This window comes from Methylobacterium sp. WL120, assembly GCF_008039465.1.
Taxonomy (GTDB): Bacteria; Pseudomonadota; Alphaproteobacteria; order Rhizobiales; family Beijerinckiaceae; genus Methylobacterium; species Methylobacterium cerastii.
Genome location: NZ_VRUT01000006.1, coordinates 57156 through 72447, shown reverse-complemented (window position 1 = coordinate 72447; position 15292 = coordinate 57156). Strand labels below are relative to the sequence as shown.

The following is a 15292-nucleotide window of genomic DNA, read 5'->3' as shown; positions in this document are numbered from 1 at the left end:
GCGCGCCGGGCCGCCGCGCTCGCCGCCGCCACCGGCCGCGACATCCGCGTCGTCGCCGTCTCCTCCCGCGACCGCACCCGCGACCGCGGGTTCGACGTCGCCGGGCTGCACTGGTTCGACGATCCGGTGGAGATGGCGCGCTCGGCCGAGGTCGACTGCGTGGTCGAGCTGATCGGCGGTTCGGAGGGGCCGGCCAAGGCCGTGGTCGAGGCCGCGCTCGCCGCCGGCAAGCCGGTCGTCACCGCGAACAAGGCGCTGCTGGCGCTCCACGGCGCGGCGCTGGCGAAGTCGGCCGAGACCGCGGGCGTCGCGCTCGCCTACGAGGCGGCGGTCGCGGGCGGCATCCCGGTGATCAAGGCGATCCGCGAAGGCCTGGCCGGCAACGCCGTGAGCCGCGTCTACGGAATCATGAACGGCACCTGCAACTACATCCTCACCCGGATGGAGCGCGAGGGCCTGACCTTCGAGGCCTGCCTTAAGGATGCGCAGGCCCTGGGCTATGCCGAGGCCGACCCGACCTTCGACGTCGAGGGTTTCGACACCGCCCACAAGCTCGCGATCCTCACGAGCCTCGCCTTCGGCACCTCGATCGACGCCGAGGGCGTCTCGGTGGAGGGCATCTCCGGGGTGAAGCCCCTCGACCTGCTGATGGCCGAGGAGCTCGGCTACCGGATCAAGCTGCTCGGCGTCGCGCAGGCGACCGAGGCGGGGATCGAGCAGCGCGTGCACCCGACCATGGTGCCGAAATCCTCGAGCATCGCCCAGGTGATGGGCGTGACCAACGCGGTGACGATCGATGCCGACGCCGTCGGCGAGCTGACCCTGATCGGCCCGGGCGCCGGCGGCGAGGCGACCGCCTCCGCGGTGGTCGCCGACATCGCCGACCTCGCCGCCGGCCTGAGCCGCCCGACCTTCGGCTGCCCGACCGCGTCCCTGCGCCCGGCCGAGCGGGTCGAGATGCAGCGGCACGAGGGCGGCTATTACATCCGCCTCACGGTCCACAACCGGCCCGGCGTCGCGGCGGGCGTGGCCACCCGCATGGCCGAGCGCGAGATCTCGCTCGAGAGCATCCTGCAGCGCCGCACCGGCGAGATGGCGGAAAGCGATCCGAAGGGCCGCTCCGGCCAGCCGGTGCCGCTGGTGCTGATCACCTACGCGGCGACGGAAGGGAACATCCGCGCGGCCCTCGACGCCATCGCCGGCGACGGGCTGCTGGCCGAGGCGCCGCAGCTCATCCGCATCGAGCGCGAATAGGCCGCGTCGGCGCCTAGCCGGACGGCACTATCGTGCCGATTGCACCCAAAATCGAAAACCCAAGTTATTTTCGTGCATCCTAGCCGCGGTAGGCTGTAGGAGCAGGGGCACCGAAAACGTTCGGGCCGCGGGAAGGGCTTGGGAAACGATGGACGAGGCGCTCATCCAGGGCTCGCGGAGCGTCGTCGCGCGCACGCTCACCCTCGAACTCGCACGCGTGACCGAGCGCGCGGCCATCGCGGCGGCGGCCCTGCGCGGGCAGGGCAACGAGAAGGCCGCTGACCAGGCCGCCGTCGACGCGATGCGGGCCGAGCTCAACGCGCTGCCGATCGACGGGACCGTGGTGATCGGCGAGGGCGAGCGCGACCGGGCGCCGATGCTGTTCATCGGCGAGCGCCTCGGCAGCGGCGGCGGCCCCCGCGTCGACCTCGCGGTCGACCCGCTGGAGGGCACGACGCTCTGCGCCAAGGACATGCCCGGCGCGATCGCGATCATGGCGATGGCCGAGCGCGGCTCGCTGCTCGCCGCCCCCGACGTCTACATGCAGAAGATCGCGATCGGCCCCGGCTATCCGCCCGGCCTCGTCGACCTCGACGCCAGCCCCGCCGACAACATCGCCGCGCTCGCCCGCGCCAAGGGCGTGCCGACCTCGCAGGTCGTCGCGATCGTCCTCGACCGGCCGCGGCACGGCGACCTCGTCGCCGCGATCCGCGCCACGGGGGCGGGCGTCCGCCTGATCTCCGACGGCGACATCGCCGGGATCATCTTCACCAACTCGCCCGACGAGACCGGCGTCGACATCTATCTCGGGATCGGCGCGGCGCCCGAGGGCGTGATCGCGGCCGGCGCGCTGCGCTGCATCGGCGGCCAGATGCAGGGCCGGCTGATCCTCGACACGCCGGAGAAGCGCCGGCGGGCGCAGGACATGGGCATCGGCGACCCGAACCGGAAATACGAGCTGACGGATCTGGCCCGCGGCGACGTCACCGTCGCGGCGACCGGCGTCACCGACGGGGCGCTTCTGCGCGGCGTGCGCTTCAAGCCCGGCGTCATCGAGACGGAGACCGTGGTCTACCGCTCGGCCACCGGCACGGTGCGGCGCATCCTCGGCGAGCACCGCCGCGCCGAGCGCAACGCGGACTGATCGAACGCGAACGCCGTCCGCCCGGGCTTCCCCCCCGCGGACGGCGCGGTCGATTCCCGCTCAGTTCAGGACGACGACCTTGGTGCCGACGTTGACGCGGCTGAACAGGTCGATCGCATCCTGGTTGATCATGCGGATGCAGCCCGACGAGACGCTCTTGCCGATCGAGTTCGGATCCAGCGTGCCGTGGATGCGGAACAGCGTGTCCTTGTTGCCCTGCCACAGGTACATGGCGCGGGCGCCCAGCGGGTTGCGGTTGCCGCCGGGGACGCCGACGCCGCTCGGCAGCGTGTCGACTTCGCGCGCCAGGTGCGGCGTGCGGGCGATCATCTCCTTCGGCGGGTACCAATCCGGCCAGGCCTGCTTCAGGTTCACCGTCGCGGCGCCCGACCACGAGAAGCCCTGCTTGCCGACGCCGACGCCGTAGCGCCGCGCCCGGCCGTCCGCCTGGACCAGGGTGAGCTGGTGCGCCCGCGGGTCGACCACGATCGTGCCGGGCTCGTAGGGGCCGGTATAGGCGATCTCCTGGCGCAGGAACGCCGGGTTGGCCTTCTTCCAGTTGAAGGCCGCCACCGGGAACGCGTCGTCGGCGATCGCGCCGTAGGCCTTGTCGTAGTTGATCGGGCCGTTGTCGACCGGCCGGTTGATCGCCGCGGCCATCGCCGGGGAGAGCTGGTTGGCGCCGGGCTTCGGGCCGACGGTGAGCGGCGCGGCGGGCGCGTCGGCCGGGCTCTCCTGCAAGGTCTCGGGCGGGCGCCCGGCGAGCTGCTGGCGCTCGGGGATGGGGCGGCGCTCCGAGGCCGTGGCGCGGTCGGGCACGGCGCGGCCGAACTCGACGCGGCCGGCATAGGGCTCGTAGCGGCCGCCGCGGAGGCGGTAGAGCGCGCCGGACTGGTCCTGGAACAGGCGGTCGTCGTCGCCGACGCCGTCGATGGCGCTCGACGCGAGGGCGCCCCGCCCCTGGGCGTGCACGGGAGCGGTCGCGGACAGGCTCGCGAGGCCGGTCATCGCGCCGGCGAGCAGGAGGCTTCGCAAAGTATTCGGCATGGCGGTTCGAAACGTCCTTGATCCGAGGTCCCCGGGCCGGCGACGGGCCGGCACGGAACCTTGAGTCACGCGGTCGAGCGGCAGGCGGCCGCGATCCGGTGGTGACGGGCAAGGCTTAGCAAGTCACGGCCCGTCGCGTCATCCTTCGCCGCGTTGCGGAATCCGTTTCCTGGGGCGGCGTCGATTCCTTGCAACGGTGGCAGCCCTGTCGGTCCAGGTCTTCAACGGGGCGCGGCCCGGCCGCGACACCTCAAGTGTCGCGCAACCGCCGGGCCGAAATCTGACCCGTGAAATCCGCCGGCGTCGCGGCGGCAAGCCTTTACCATGTGCCGTCCTCGTCGGCAGAGCGGGGACAAGTTGCGACGGGGCGATTGATTTGTCGCCCGACCTGACGGCAACAGTATCGCAGCCCTCTCGATCTTCGGACATCTCCCCGTGACATCCGCTTCGAACTTGCGCGCGCGCCTCGCGGCGTCGCTCCTGGCGCTCGCCTGCGTCGTCGCGACGCCCGCACCCGCACGGGAGGCGGCGCGGCGTCCGGAGCGTCCGCGCCCGGTCCAGACCGTCGAGCCGCCGCCGCCGTCCGAGCCGACGGGCGCGTGGACCTCCGGGACCGCGCCGGCCGATTGCACCCGCGCCCGGCGCAAGCTGTGGCAGCCGGAGCAGGGCTGGATCGTGAAGACCATCACCACCTGTCACTGACGCAGCCGTCATCGACTCCTATGTGATCGTTCGCTCCTCGAGCCTCGCGGGTTGCCTCCGGTTTGGGCGTCCGCGCCCGACCGCATGCCGCCTAGGCATCGTTGCCGCGAATCCCGGCATCTAGTGCCCGCGGCTTGGCCGTTTCCCTCAGTCTTCGTCGGCTGCGCCGCAGGCCTTCAACGGGGGCTGCGCCTGGCCAGGCCGCCCCGCCACGTCTGGCACGTTTGCTGCTTTTCCGGAGATCGCCGCGCGGCGCGCGGCGCGCTGGGCAACGAAGCCTCGCAAAGCGGACGGTGTGAGTCCGGTTCCTCCGGCATGAGCGGCGGCGCGAAGGCGCCCGCTCGATCAAGACGAGCACCCACGATGGCCTCCTTCAAGACCGTGATGAAGTCGGGACACCCCCCGACGCTGTTCGCCGCCTTCCTCTACTTCGACTTCTGCTTCGCGATTTGGGTCCTGAACGGCGCCATGGGGCCGTTCATCACCGAGACCTACAAGCTGTCCCCGGCCCAGACCGGGTTCATGATCTCGCTGCCGATCCTCGCGGGCGCGATCATGCGCTTCCCGCTCGGCGTGCTCGCCCAGTATATCGGCCGGAAGAACGCCGCCATCACCGAGATGGGCGTCATCATGCTCGCGATGGCCTACGGCTTCTTCTTCATCTCGACCTACAACGACGTGCTCGCCATGGGCGTGCTGCTCGGCATCGCCGGCGCCTCGTTCGGCGTCGCCCTGTCGCTCGGCTCGGGCTGGTTCCCGCCGGAGCACAAGGGCCTCGCCATGGGCATCGCCGGCGCCGGCAATTCCGGCACCGTGCTCGCGGTGCTGTTCGCGCCGCCGCTGGCCCAGGCCTACGGCTGGCAGGCGGTCTACGGCTTCGCCGGCTGCGTCATGGCGATCCCGCTGATCGTGATGATCGTGCTCGCCAAGGAGCCGCCGGACCTCGAGCACCAGTCGTTCAAGGACCACATCTCCTGCCTGTTCACCAAGGACGGCTGGGCCTTCTCGCTGATCTACGTCATCACCTTCGGCGGCTTCATCGGCCTGTCGAACTTCCTGCCGACGTTCTTCTACGAGCAGTTCGCGGTCACGAAGGTCGAGGCCGGGCGCCTGACCATGCTCGCGGCTTTCATGGGCTCGGGCATCCGCATCCTCGGCGGCTACTTCGCCGACCGGCTCGGCGGCATCGCCGTGCTGTCGGTGGTCTTGCTCGCCTCGATCGCCTCGTTCCTTGCGCTCACCGCCACCCCGTCGCTGGCCGCCACCACGATCCTGTTCATGTTGTGCTTCGCGGCGCTCGGCGCCGGCAACGGCGCCCTGTTCCAGCTCGTCCCGCTGCGCTACCCCACCAACACCGCGGTGTCGGGCTCGATGATCGGCGAGATCGGGGCGCTCGGCGGCGCGATCCTGCCGAACGTGATGGGCTTCTCGAAGCAGTACACCGGCGCCTTCGCCACCGGCTTCGTCGTCTACGCGGTCTTCGCCGCCGTGGTGCTCGGCTGCCTGTTCCTGTGGCAGCGCAAGTGGGTCGGCGCCTGGGTCGGCCCGCGCGGCAAGGTGCTCGATCCCTCAGCGACGCCCGCCCAGGCCAGCGGAATGCGTCCCGTCACGGCCTGACCGGCCTCTCATGATCGAACGGGAAACGGGGGCTTCGGCCCCCGTTTTCGTTCGTCCGGCGACCTGATGGGCCGGATGCGAACGAGGCTTGCCCGGCGTAGCCCGGCTTCCGACCCGCCACCCGTCCGCGGTGGATCGTGCGGGCGGAAAACGCCTGATTCCTAACACCCGTGGTTGCACTCCGGCATAGGCCGAGCGTACTGAATACGTAATGCGAAACGCCGCACCCGGTCGCCGAGGCCAGGGTGACGGCGCGGACCGCCACAAGGCGGCTGCCAAGAACGCTGCGCAAGAACGCCGTGCCGGAGGATCGACGCCATGATCAAGCGCCTGAGCGCCACGAACAGCGTGCTGTTCCTGCTCTGCCTGATGTACTTCATCACCTATCTCGACCGGGTGAACATCGCCACCGCGGGCGCCGTGATCATCAAGGATCTCGGCATGTCGAACACGCAGTTCGGCCTGATCCTCTCGGCCTTCGCCTACCCCTACGCGATCTTCCAGGTGATCGGCGGATCGGTCGGCGACAAGTTCGGCGCGCGGCGCACGCTCCTGGTCTGCGGGTTGATCTGGGCCACGGCGACGATCCTCACCGGCTTCGTCGGCGGCCTCGTCAGCCTGTTTCTCGCCCGCGTGCTGCTGGGCTTCGGCGAGGGCGCGACCTTCCCGACCGCGACCCGCGCCATGCAGAACTGGACGGCGCCGGGCCGTCGCGGCTTCGCGCAGGGCATCACCCACGCCTTCGCGCGGCTCGGCAACGCCGTGGCGCCGCCGATCGTCGCCTTCCTGATCTACCATTTCGGCTGGCGTTCGAGCTTCGTCATCCTCGGCGCGATCAGCTTCGTCTGGGTCGTGATCTGGTACCTCTATTTCCGTGATGACCCGTCCGACCACAAGGCGATCACGCAAGCCGAGCTCGACCAGCTGCCGCCGCCGCGCAAGGTCGGGGCCCAGCAGTCGGTGCCGTGGGGCGCGCTGACCAAGCGCATCCTGCCCGTCACCATCACCTACTTCTGCTACGGCTGGACCCTGTGGCTGTTCCTCGGCTGGCTGCCGAGCTTCTTCAAGCAGAGCTACGGCCTCGACCTGAAGAACTCGGCGCTGTTCGCCTCGGGCGTGTTCTTCGCCGGCGTCGTCGGCGACACGCTCGGCGGCGTGCTCTCGGACCGCATCTTCGAGAAGACCGGCAACCTCAAGCTCGCGCGGCTGTCGATCATCGTCGTCGGCTTCCTCGGCGCCGCGGCGAGCCTGACGGGCGTGTTCTTCACCCGCGACCTCACCTACGTCGCCCTGCTGCTCTCCTCGGGCTTCTTCTTCGCCGAGCTGGTCATCGGCCCGATCTGGTCGGTGCCGATGGACATCGCGCCGAAGTTCGCCGGCACCGCGAGCGGGCTGATGAACACCGGCTCGGCGATCGCCGCCATCGTCTCGCCGATCGTGTTCGGCCTGATCGTCGACATGACCGGCGATTGGACGCTGCCGTTCGCCGGCTCGATCGGCCTGTGCCTGCTGGGTGCCGCCACCGCCTTCACCATGCACCCCGAGCGCCCCTTCGTGGAGCCGGCGGAGGCGGGTGGTATCCCGCCCGTCGCGGTCGCGCCGGTGCGCTGAGGCGGATGGCGATGGTGGACGCACGACGCGAAGGCCCGCTCGCGGGCGTAAAAGTGATCGAGCTCGCCCACATCATGGCGGGCCCGGTCTGCGGCCTGATGCTCGGCGACATGGGTGCCGAGGTGATCAAGGTCGAGAAGATCCCCGGCGGCGACGACACCCGGCGCTCGGTGCCGCCCTCGATCGAAGGCGAGAGCGCCGCCTACATGATGATGAACCGCGGCAAGAGCGGGCTGGCCCTCGACCTCAAGAGCGAGGCCGGCAAGGCGGTGCTCCACCGGCTGCTGGCCGACGCCGACGTGCTGATCGAGAACTACCGCGCCGGCACGATGGAGAAGCTCGGCCTCGGCTACGAAGCCCTGCGCGCGCGCCATCCGGCGCTCGTCTACTGCTCGCTCTCGGGCTTCGGCCGCTCCGGCCCCTACGCGGAGCGGGCCGGGTTCGACCTCGTCGCGCAGGGCATGAGCGGGTTGATGAGCGTCACCGGCGCCGGGCCCGGCGAGCCGCCGATGAAGTGCGGGCCGCCGGTCACCGACATCACCGCCGGCATCCTCGCGGCGATGGGGGTGCTCGCCGCCTACACCCACCGCCTCAAGACCGGGCAGGGCCAGGTGGTCGACACCTCCCTGTTCGAGGCCGGCATCACCCTGACCTACTGGCAGTCGGCGATCGCCATGGCGACCGGCGTGGCGCCGGGGCCGATGGGCTCGGCCCACCCGCTGAACGCCCCCTACGAGGCCTTCGAGACGCAGGACGGTTGGATCACCATCGGCGCGGCCAACCAGACCAACTGGCTGCGCCTCCTCGACGTGCTCGGCGCCGACACGCTCGCCGCCGACCCGCGCTTTTCGCTTAACGCCGGGCGCATGGAGCACCGCATCGCGCTGGCCGAGGCGCTCGCGCCCTACTTCCGGGGCGACACCTCCGAGGCGTGGCTCGCGCGGCTGGAGGCCGGCGGCGTGCCGGCCGGCCCGGTGCTCGACGTGAACCAGATGCACCGCGATCCCCACACGCTGGCCCGCGAGATGGTGGTCTCGGTCGAGCACCCCCGGGCAGGGTCGATGACGACGCTCGGCCTGCCGGTGAAGTTCTCGGCGACGCCGGGCAAGGTCCACGGCCCGGCGCCGCTGTTCGGCGAGCACTCGCGCGCGATCCTGCGCGGGGCCGGCTACGACGACGCGGCGATCGACGGCTTGATCGCGGCGGGCGTCGTGGGCGAGACGACGGCGTGACGATTGGATGAGGACTTCGACCATGAGCGACGCCGCCCCGACCGATGAACTGCTGGTCTCCCAGGACGGCGCCATCGCCCGCATCGTCCTCAACCGGCCCCAGGCCCGCAACGCCCTGACCTTCGCGATGTACGAAGGCCTGGTGACCCAGTGCCTGCGGATCCAGGAGGACGCGTCGGTCAAGGCGCTGGTCATCACCGGGGCCGGCGAGAAGGCGTTCGCCGCCGGCACCGACATCGCCCAGTTCCGCAGCTTCGAGACCGCGGAGGATGCGCTGGGCTACGAGCGCTTCATGGACCGGGTGCTCGGCACGCTGGAGCGGATGCGGGTGCCGACCATCGCCGCCATCGCGGGCGCCTGCACGGGGGGAGGGGCGGCGATCGCCGCCGCCTGCGACCTGCGCGTCGCCACGCGCGACGCACGCTTCGGCTTCCCGATCGCCCGCACGCTCGGAAACTGCCTGTCTCAGGGCAACCTCAAGCGGCTGTCCGACCTGATCGGCCCGGCGCGGGTGAAGGACATCATCTTCACCGCCCGCCTCGTCGGCGCCGAGGAGGCGCTGACCATCGGCCTCGTCGGCGAGGTGGTGGCGGACGCCGCAGCGCTCGCCGCGCGCGCGACCGAGCTGGCGACGCTGGTCGCCGGCCACGCGCCCCTGACGATGCAGGCCACCAAGGAAGGCCTGCGCCGGCTCGCCGAAGAGGCCACCGCCCCCGAGGGCGAGCCGCAGCCCGGCGACGACCTGATCCTCAGCTGCTACATGAGCCGCGATTTTCGCGAGGGCATGGAAGCGTTCTTGGGCAAGCGCGCGCCGGATTGGCAGGGGCGGTAGCGGCGCGAAGGGGCGCCCTTTCCCTGCGCCACGCCTGACACCTTCCACCTCGCACGACCGCCCTCACCACCGCTTCGGCTACGCCTCCGCTCCCCCGGTTGCACGACGGGGTGCAGCCGGGCCTCTCCCCGCCCGCGGGGAGAGGGGAGGAGGGGCGCGCTACCGCGTGGACGGCAGCAGCAGGTCGGGCAGCCACAGGGCGATGCCCGGCACGAGGCACAGGATCAGGATCGCCACCGCCATCAGCACCACGAAGGGGAGCGTCCCCCAGATGATGTCCGAGAGCGGGATGTCGGGGGCGATGTTCTTGATGACGAAGATGTTCAAGCCCACCGGCGGGTGGATCAGCCCCATCTCCATGGTGATCGTCATCACCACGCCGAACCAGACCAGATCGAAGCCCGCGGCCTTCAGCGGCGGCAGGATGATCGGTGCGGTCATCAGGATGATCGAGACCGGCGGCAGGAAGAAGCCGAGCCCGATCACCAGCCCGAGGATCGTCACCAGCAGCACCCAGGGGGAAAGCTGCATCGCCACGATCGCGGCGGCCGCCGACTGCGAGATGTGCAGGTAGCTCATCACGTAGGCGTAGAGCAGCGACATGCCGATGATCAGCATCAGCATGGTCGACTCGCGCAACGTCGCGGTGAGGATCGGGCTGACGTCCTTCGGGCGCCAGACGCCGTAGATCACCGCGATCAGGCCGAGCGCCAGCAGGCCGCCGAGGCCGGCCGTCTCGGAGGGCGTGGCGTAGCCGCCGTAGAGCGCGACCATCACGCCGGTGAGCAGCACCACGAAGGGCAGCACCCGCGGCAGCGTCTCGAAGCGCTGGCGCATGCTGTAGGTGTCGTCCGCCAGGATCGGCGACTGGACGCCGCCGCGCTCGTAGGCGGCCTTCGCGGTGGCGTACTCGGCGCGGAAGCGGAACACCGCCCAGGCCGCGAACAGCCCGACCAGCAGCAGCCCCGGCCCGATGCCGGCCAGGAACAGGCGCCCGAGCGACTGCTCGGCGGCCACCGCGTAGAGGATCATGGTGATCGAGGGCGGCAGCAGGATGCCGAGCGTCCCGCCGGCCGCGATGATGCCGGCGGCGAAGCCCGGCGAGTAGCCGCGCTTGCGCATCTCCGGGATGCCGGCCGAGCCGATGGCCGAGCAGGTGGCGGGCGAGGACCCCGCCATCGCGGCGAACAGCGCGCAGGCGAAGACGTTGGCGATGCCCAGCCCCCCCGGGATGCGGTGCATCCAGGCGTGCATGGCCGAGTAGAGGTCCTGGCCCGCCTTCGAGCGCCCGATCGCCGCGCCCTTCAGGATGAAGAGCGGGATCGAGAGCAGGGTGATCGAGGCCATTTCCTCGTAGACGTTCTGCGCCACGGTATCGAGCGAGGCCGCCGGCATGAAGACGAACATGAACGCCAGCGCGACGAAGCCGAGCGCGAAGGCGATGGGGATGCCGGCCAGCATCGCCGAGAGGGTCGCCCCGGCATAGAGGAAGCCGATCGCGGCGGTGCTCATCGGGTGATCCTCGCGGTGTCGACGGTGTCGCCCATCGGGTCCGTGCCCCGCGGGGTCACGTCCGGCCGTCCGTGCATGTCTGTGTTCAGGTCGGGACCGAGGCCGACCTTCGGGGCGACCCAGCCGGCGGAGTTCGGACCGTAGGTGAGGGCCTGGACGATCTGCACGGCGAACTGGATGCCGAGCAGGCTCATGCCGACCGCCATCAGGGCGTAGGGGATCGCCAGCGGCGGGCCCCAGCTCGATTGCGAGACCTGCCCGTCGACGTAAGCCTCGTGGAACAGCGTCCAGCTCTTCCAGGCGAAGAACACCACGAAGACGAAGCTGATCATGTCCGCCATCAACAGGCGGGCGCGGTTGACCTTCGGCGACAGGAACCCGGTCAGCGCCTCGATCGCCACGTGGCCGCGCTTGGCCTGGACGGCGGCGGCCGAGAAGAAGGTCGCGCCGACGATCAGGAACACCGCCATCTCGTCCTGCCAGTCGGTCGGCTCGTGCAGGACGTAGCGGATCACCACGCTGTAGCTCAGCACGAGGCAGGCGCCGACGAGCGCGAGCCCGCCGAACACCATGATCACCCCGTTCAGGCGCTTCATCGCCCGGTCCATGACGCCGAGCGCGCCGGGGATCCGGGGCTCGGCGACCGCCTTCTCGGAGGCGGCCGAGGCCGCGTCGAAGGCGTGGCTCACGCGACCTGCTCCGCCAGCTTGAGGAGCTCGGCGCACTGCGCGTTCTTGGCCGCGTAGTCCTTCCACGCCGTGTCGCGGGCGATGTCGCGCCACTGCCCCATGGTCTTCTCGTCGAGGTTCTGCACCTTGGCGCCGGCCTTCGAGAAGACCTGCTCGACATGGGTGTCGTCGGCCTTGGCGCCGTCCTGTCCGAAGGATTCGAGCTCGGCGCCGACCGCCATGATCAGGTCCTGCTGGTCCTTCGGCAGCCCGCTGAAGATCGCTTTCGACATCATGATCGGCTCGAGCATGAACCAGTAGGAGCGCTCGCGCCCCGAGGTCAGCGCCTTCGACAGCTCCTCCAGGCGGAACGAGATCAGGCTGGTGGAGGAGGTGATGACCGCGTCGCACGCGCCGGTCTGCATCGCCGCGTAGGATTCGCTCGACGGGATCGAGAGGGTGGCCGCGCCCGCCTGCTTCATCATCAGGTCCATCTCGCGCGAGCCGCCGCGGACCTTGAGGCCCTTGGCGTCGGCCGGCGCGTAGAGCGGGCGCTCGCGGCTGGCGACGCCGCCCGCCTGCCAGACCCAGGAGACCAGGACGATGCCCTTGGCGTCGAGGATCTCGGTGAGCTTGCGGCCGACCGGAGCCGCCTTCCAGGCGACGCCCTGCGCGTAGGAGGTCACGAGCCCCGGCATCAGGCCGATGTTCAACTCGGGGATCTCGCCGCCGGCGTAGGGCGAGGGGTAGAGCGACATGTCGAGCGCGCCTTTGCGCATCGCGCCGAACTGGGCGTTGGTCTTCATCAGCGACGAGCCGGGATAGACCTGCACCTCGAGCGCGCCCTTCGAGCGCTCGCCGACCGCCTTGGCGAGCTTGCGGCACATGCGATCGCGGAAGTCGCCTTCGTCGATGGTGCCGCCGGGGAACTGGTGGGAGAGCTTCAGCACCGTCGCGGCCTGGGCGGCGCCGCGGCCGAAGTGCAGGAGGGCGGGTGCGGCGAGGCCGCCGGCGAGGAGGGCGCGTCGGGTCGGCGTCATGCTGTTTCTCCCGCGTCGCACAATCGCGACTGTCTTGTTTTTGCGCTGCACAATATAGTGAATGCAACGCTTGGTATATATTGAACGAGCTCTTGTATATTTTGTCAACGCCCCTGCATAATGAGTTCTCGGGAATCGTCACGATCGGGAGGCGTCCAGCGATGAGCCAGGCACAGCGCCTGCGGCAGACCATCGAGGATGAGATCGTTGCTGGCCATCTTGCCGTCGGCGCGCGCCTCGACGAGGTGATGCTCGCCGAGCGGTTCGGGGTGTCGCGCACGCCGATCCGCGAGGCGCTGCTGCAGCTGGCCGTCACCGGGCTCGTCGAGACCAAGCCGCGCAAGGGCACGATCGTCAGCGCGCCGGAGCCGCAGCACCTGCTGGCGATGTTCGAGACCATGGCGGAACTGGAGGCGGCCTGCGGGCGCTTCGCCGCGCGGCGCCTGACCCCCGACCACGAGGCGGCGCTGAAGGCGGCGCTCGCGGCCTGCGAGGCGTCGGCGGCGGCCGGCGACACCGAGGGCTACTACGCCGAGAACCAAGTGTTTCACGCCGTGGTCTACGGCGCCTGCCGCAACGCGTTCCTCGCCGAGCAGGCCCGCCTGCTGAGCCGGCGGCTGGCCCCCTATCGCCGCCTTCAGCTGCGGACGCGCCACCGCCTCGGCCAGTCGCTGGCGGAACATGCCGGCATCGTCGCGGCGATCCTCGCCGGCGACGACGCGGCGGCGGGCGAACGCCTGCGCACGCACGTGGTGGTGCAGGGCGACCGCTTCTCGGACCTCGTCGCCGGCCTGCGCTCGCTCGGCGACGCCGCCTGAGGCGGGAATCCCGTTCACCGCGTTTGCAATCGGTGCAGAGCGCTACGCAGAACAACTCAACCCAAGATTGTATTTGCTGCTACGATCCGCCTCGTCGGGATGGGCCGGTCGGAGGCGTCGATGCTCAAGCAGTTGGTTCAAAGCGCGGGTCGGAAGGCCGGCCTCGACATCTTCCGCGCGAGCACCGATCCGTTCCGGTGGAGCCACACCGTCCACGACTACTATCCGGTCATGCCGCAAGCGCGCTGGCAGCCGCAGACGCCGCCGCACAGCCGGCTGCGGGCGGTGCTCGACCAGGGGCGGCCGGACTACGCGCGTTTCGTATCCGCGCTCGAGGATCACGCTGCGCTGATCCACGGCGTCGCCCACGCGCCCGACCCTGCGGACCCGACCGCGCCGTGCTGGGACAACACCTGGTTCACGGCGCTGGACGCCGCCGCGCTCATGACCTTCCTCGCCTGGAAGCGGCCGGCCCGCTACGTCGAGATCGGTTCGGGCACCTCGACCTGCTTCGCGCGCCGCACGGTGGAGCGGCTGTCGCTCCCGACCCGGATGACCTCGATCGATCCCAACCCGCGCCGGCACATCGACCGGATCTGCGACGCGGTGATCCGCCAGCCGCTCGAAGACTGCGACCTCACGGTGTTCGACACGTTGCAGGCGGGCGATGTCCTGTTCTTCGATGGGTCGCACCGGGCCTTCGCCAACTCGGACGTGGTGGTGTTCTTCTTCGAGATCCTTCCGCGCCTGGTGCCCGGCGTGATCGTGCAGATCCACGACATCTTCATTCCCGACGACTACCCGACCGCCTGGAACCACCGGCTCTACAACGAGCAGTACCTGCTCGCCGCGATGCTGATGTGCGGAAGGCCGCCGTTCCGGGTGACAGCGCCGGTCACCTACCTGTGCCAGGATCCGGAATTCGCGGCGCGGGTGAAGCGCGTGTTCGCGGCGCCGGCCGGCGGCCTCGAAATCCCGTTCCACTACCCGAACGACACCGGCCTGCCCGGCGCCTCGTTCTGGTTCGAGACGCGGCGCGTCGACTGATCGTCAGCCGGCGGCGTCCGCCGGCAGGTCGGCGGCGGCGTCGCCGAAGTTGGCGGCGATGACCGGCTTCTTGCCGCGGATATGCTCGCGCATCAGGTGCGAGAGCGCGGGGCCGTCGCGGCCGCGCAGGAGCTGCACCATCCGCTCGTGCTCCTCGATCGCCCGGGTCCACTGCTCGGGCGTCTGGTGGGCGGAGTAGCGCGAGCGCTGGATGCGGCCCGACAGGCTGCGGTAGATCCCCGACAGCGTCGCGTTGCGGCTCGCCGCCATGATCGCCTCGTGGATCTGGCGGTTGAGGCGGAAGTACCCGGCCTCGTCGGACGCCTTCCACATCGCCACCATCGCGTCATGGTCGGCTTGGATCGCGGCGACCTCGTCGTCCGTGACGGTGCGGCAGGCGAGGTCGGCGGCCGTCGCCTCGAGGCCGGCGATGACCTCCATCATCTCCTCGATCTCGACCTGCGAGAGGCTGGCGACGCGGGCGCCGCGGTTCGGCAGCAGTTCGAGGTGGCCTTCGGTGGCGAGGATCTTGATCGCCTCGCGCAAGGGGGTACGCGAGATGCCGAAGCGTTCGGTCAGCTCGCCCTCGTTGACGCGGGCCTTCGGCTCCATCTCGCCGGATTGGATCAGCGCACGAATCCGGTCCGCCACCTCGTCGTGAAGATAACGTCGACTGATGCCGAGTCCGGGATCGATCTTGTTCATGCGGTCGATTTCATGCGTTCGATGCTTATCGCTGCCGAGCAGGAGGCCGACCCTGTTTAGGCG

14 protein-coding genes are annotated in these 15292 nt (G+C 70.2%); 9 read left to right on the top strand and 5 right to left on the bottom strand.

Annotated elements, in window-relative coordinates; all coding sequences use genetic code 11:
- Positions 1-1254: homoserine dehydrogenase (locus FV229_RS02660; RefSeq protein ID WP_147750448.1), on the top strand; the 1254-nt coding region annotated here is incomplete at its 5' end.
- Positions 1255-1402: 148 nt separating this feature from the next.
- Positions 1403-2398 (top strand): class II fructose-bisphosphatase, encoded by a 996-nt coding sequence (glpX, locus tag FV229_RS02655; RefSeq protein ID WP_147750447.1) that lies wholly within the window; start codon positions 1403-1405, stop codon positions 2396-2398.
- Between the two features lie 60 nt (positions 2399-2458).
- Here the strand turns inward: glpX and FV229_RS02650 are convergent, their stop codons facing one another.
- Positions 2459-3445 (bottom strand): L,D-transpeptidase, encoded by a 987-nt coding sequence (locus FV229_RS02650; protein ID WP_187273630.1) that lies wholly within the window; start codon positions 3443-3445, stop codon positions 2459-2461.
- A gap of 435 nt (positions 3446-3880) precedes the next feature.
- On the opposite strand from FV229_RS02650, the gene FV229_RS02645 reads away from it, so the two are divergent.
- The 5 genes from FV229_RS02645 to FV229_RS02625 all read left to right on the top strand — a co-directional run bounded on the left by FV229_RS02645 (position 3881) and on the right by FV229_RS02625 (position 9439).
- Entirely contained in the window at positions 3881-4147 is a 267-nt protein-coding gene (locus tag FV229_RS02645; RefSeq protein ID WP_246688023.1) for a hypothetical protein, read from the top strand.
- Between the two features lie 363 nt (positions 4148-4510).
- Positions 4511-5764, top strand: coding sequence for an MFS transporter (locus FV229_RS02640; protein ID WP_147750446.1), 1254 nt, complete (start codon positions 4511-4513; stop codon positions 5762-5764).
- Between the two features lie 318 nt (positions 5765-6082).
- On the top strand, positions 6083-7375 hold the full coding sequence (locus FV229_RS02635; protein ID WP_147750445.1) for an MFS transporter: 1293 nt from the start codon (positions 6083-6085) through the stop codon (positions 7373-7375).
- 11 nt (positions 7376-7386) lie between these two features.
- Positions 7387-8607 (top strand): CoA transferase, encoded by a 1221-nt coding sequence (locus tag FV229_RS02630; RefSeq protein WP_147750444.1) that lies wholly within the window; start codon positions 7387-7389, stop codon positions 8605-8607.
- 22 nt (positions 8608-8629) lie between these two features.
- Complete coding sequence (locus FV229_RS02625; protein ID WP_147750443.1) at positions 8630-9439, top strand: enoyl-CoA hydratase/isomerase family protein; 810 nt, start codon at positions 8630-8632, stop codon at positions 9437-9439.
- Positions 9440-9598: 159 nt separating this feature from the next.
- On the opposite strand, the gene FV229_RS02620 is transcribed toward FV229_RS02625, so the two are convergent.
- The 3 genes from FV229_RS02620 to dctP are packed head-to-tail and all read right to left on the bottom strand — an operon-like array spanning position 9599 to position 12659.
- Positions 9599-10951 carry a TRAP transporter large permease gene (locus FV229_RS02620; protein WP_147750442.1) on the bottom strand — a complete coding sequence of 451 codons (1353 nt, stop codon included), beginning with the start codon at positions 10949-10951 and terminating at the stop codon, positions 9599-9601.
- Positions 10948-11640 carry a TRAP transporter small permease gene (locus FV229_RS02615; RefSeq protein WP_147750441.1) on the bottom strand — a complete coding sequence of 231 codons (693 nt, stop codon included), beginning with the start codon at positions 11638-11640 and terminating at the stop codon, positions 10948-10950. The genes FV229_RS02620 and FV229_RS02615 overlap by 4 nt, the downstream gene beginning before the upstream one ends.
- Positions 11637-12659, bottom strand: a complete 1023-nt coding sequence (gene dctP / locus FV229_RS02610) for a TRAP transporter substrate-binding protein DctP (protein WP_147750440.1) — start codon at positions 12657-12659, stop codon at positions 11637-11639. Before dctP ends, FV229_RS02615 begins: the two co-directional genes overlap by 4 nt.
- A gap of 161 nt (positions 12660-12820) precedes the next feature.
- Between dctP and FV229_RS02605 the strand changes: the two genes are divergently transcribed.
- Entirely contained in the window at positions 12821-13477 is a 657-nt protein-coding gene (locus FV229_RS02605) for a GntR family transcriptional regulator (RefSeq protein WP_147750439.1), read from the top strand.
- Between the two features lie 120 nt (positions 13478-13597).
- Positions 13598-14524 (top strand): class I SAM-dependent methyltransferase, encoded by a 927-nt coding sequence (locus FV229_RS02600; protein WP_147750438.1) that lies wholly within the window; start codon positions 13598-13600, stop codon positions 14522-14524.
- A 3-nt stretch (positions 14525-14527) separates the two neighbouring features.
- Here the strand turns inward: FV229_RS02600 and FV229_RS02595 are convergent, their stop codons facing one another.
- Positions 14528-15229 (bottom strand): GntR family transcriptional regulator, encoded by a 702-nt coding sequence (locus tag FV229_RS02595; RefSeq protein WP_147750437.1) that lies wholly within the window; start codon positions 15227-15229, stop codon positions 14528-14530.
- Between the last annotated feature and the right edge of the window lie 63 nt (positions 15230-15292).

What these genes read in the sequence shown, in the direction of transcription:
- FV229_RS02605 (WP_147750439.1), top strand. Translation starts at nt 12,821, where the DNA reads ATGAGCCAGGCACAGCGCCTGCGGCAGACCATCGAGGATGAGATCGTT.
- FV229_RS02635 (WP_147750445.1), top strand. Translation starts at nt 6,083, where the DNA reads ATGATCAAGCGCCTGAGCGCCACGAACAGCGTGCTGTTCCTGCTCTGC.
- FV229_RS02595 (WP_147750437.1), bottom strand. Translation starts at nt 15,229, where the DNA reads ATGAACAAGATCGATCCCGGACTCGGCATCAGTCGACGTTATCTTCAC.
- FV229_RS02640 (WP_147750446.1), top strand. Translation starts at nt 4,511, where the DNA reads ATGGCCTCCTTCAAGACCGTGATGAAGTCGGGACACCCCCCGACGCTG.
- FV229_RS02620 (WP_147750442.1), bottom strand. Translation starts at nt 10,951, where the DNA reads ATGAGCACCGCCGCGATCGGCTTCCTCTATGCCGGGGCGACCCTCTCG.
- FV229_RS02625 (WP_147750443.1), top strand. Translation starts at nt 8,630, where the DNA reads ATGAGCGACGCCGCCCCGACCGATGAACTGCTGGTCTCCCAGGACGGC.
- dctP (WP_147750440.1), bottom strand. Translation starts at nt 12,659, where the DNA reads ATGACGCCGACCCGACGCGCCCTCCTCGCCGGCGGCCTCGCCGCACCC.
- glpX (WP_147750447.1), top strand. Translation starts at nt 1,403, where the DNA reads ATGGACGAGGCGCTCATCCAGGGCTCGCGGAGCGTCGTCGCGCGCACG.
- FV229_RS02630 (WP_147750444.1), top strand. Translation starts at nt 7,387, where the DNA reads ATGGTGGACGCACGACGCGAAGGCCCGCTCGCGGGCGTAAAAGTGATC.
- FV229_RS02650 (WP_187273630.1), bottom strand. Translation starts at nt 3,445, where the DNA reads ATGCCGAATACTTTGCGAAGCCTCCTGCTCGCCGGCGCGATGACCGGC.
- FV229_RS02600 (WP_147750438.1), top strand. Translation starts at nt 13,598, where the DNA reads ATGCTCAAGCAGTTGGTTCAAAGCGCGGGTCGGAAGGCCGGCCTCGAC.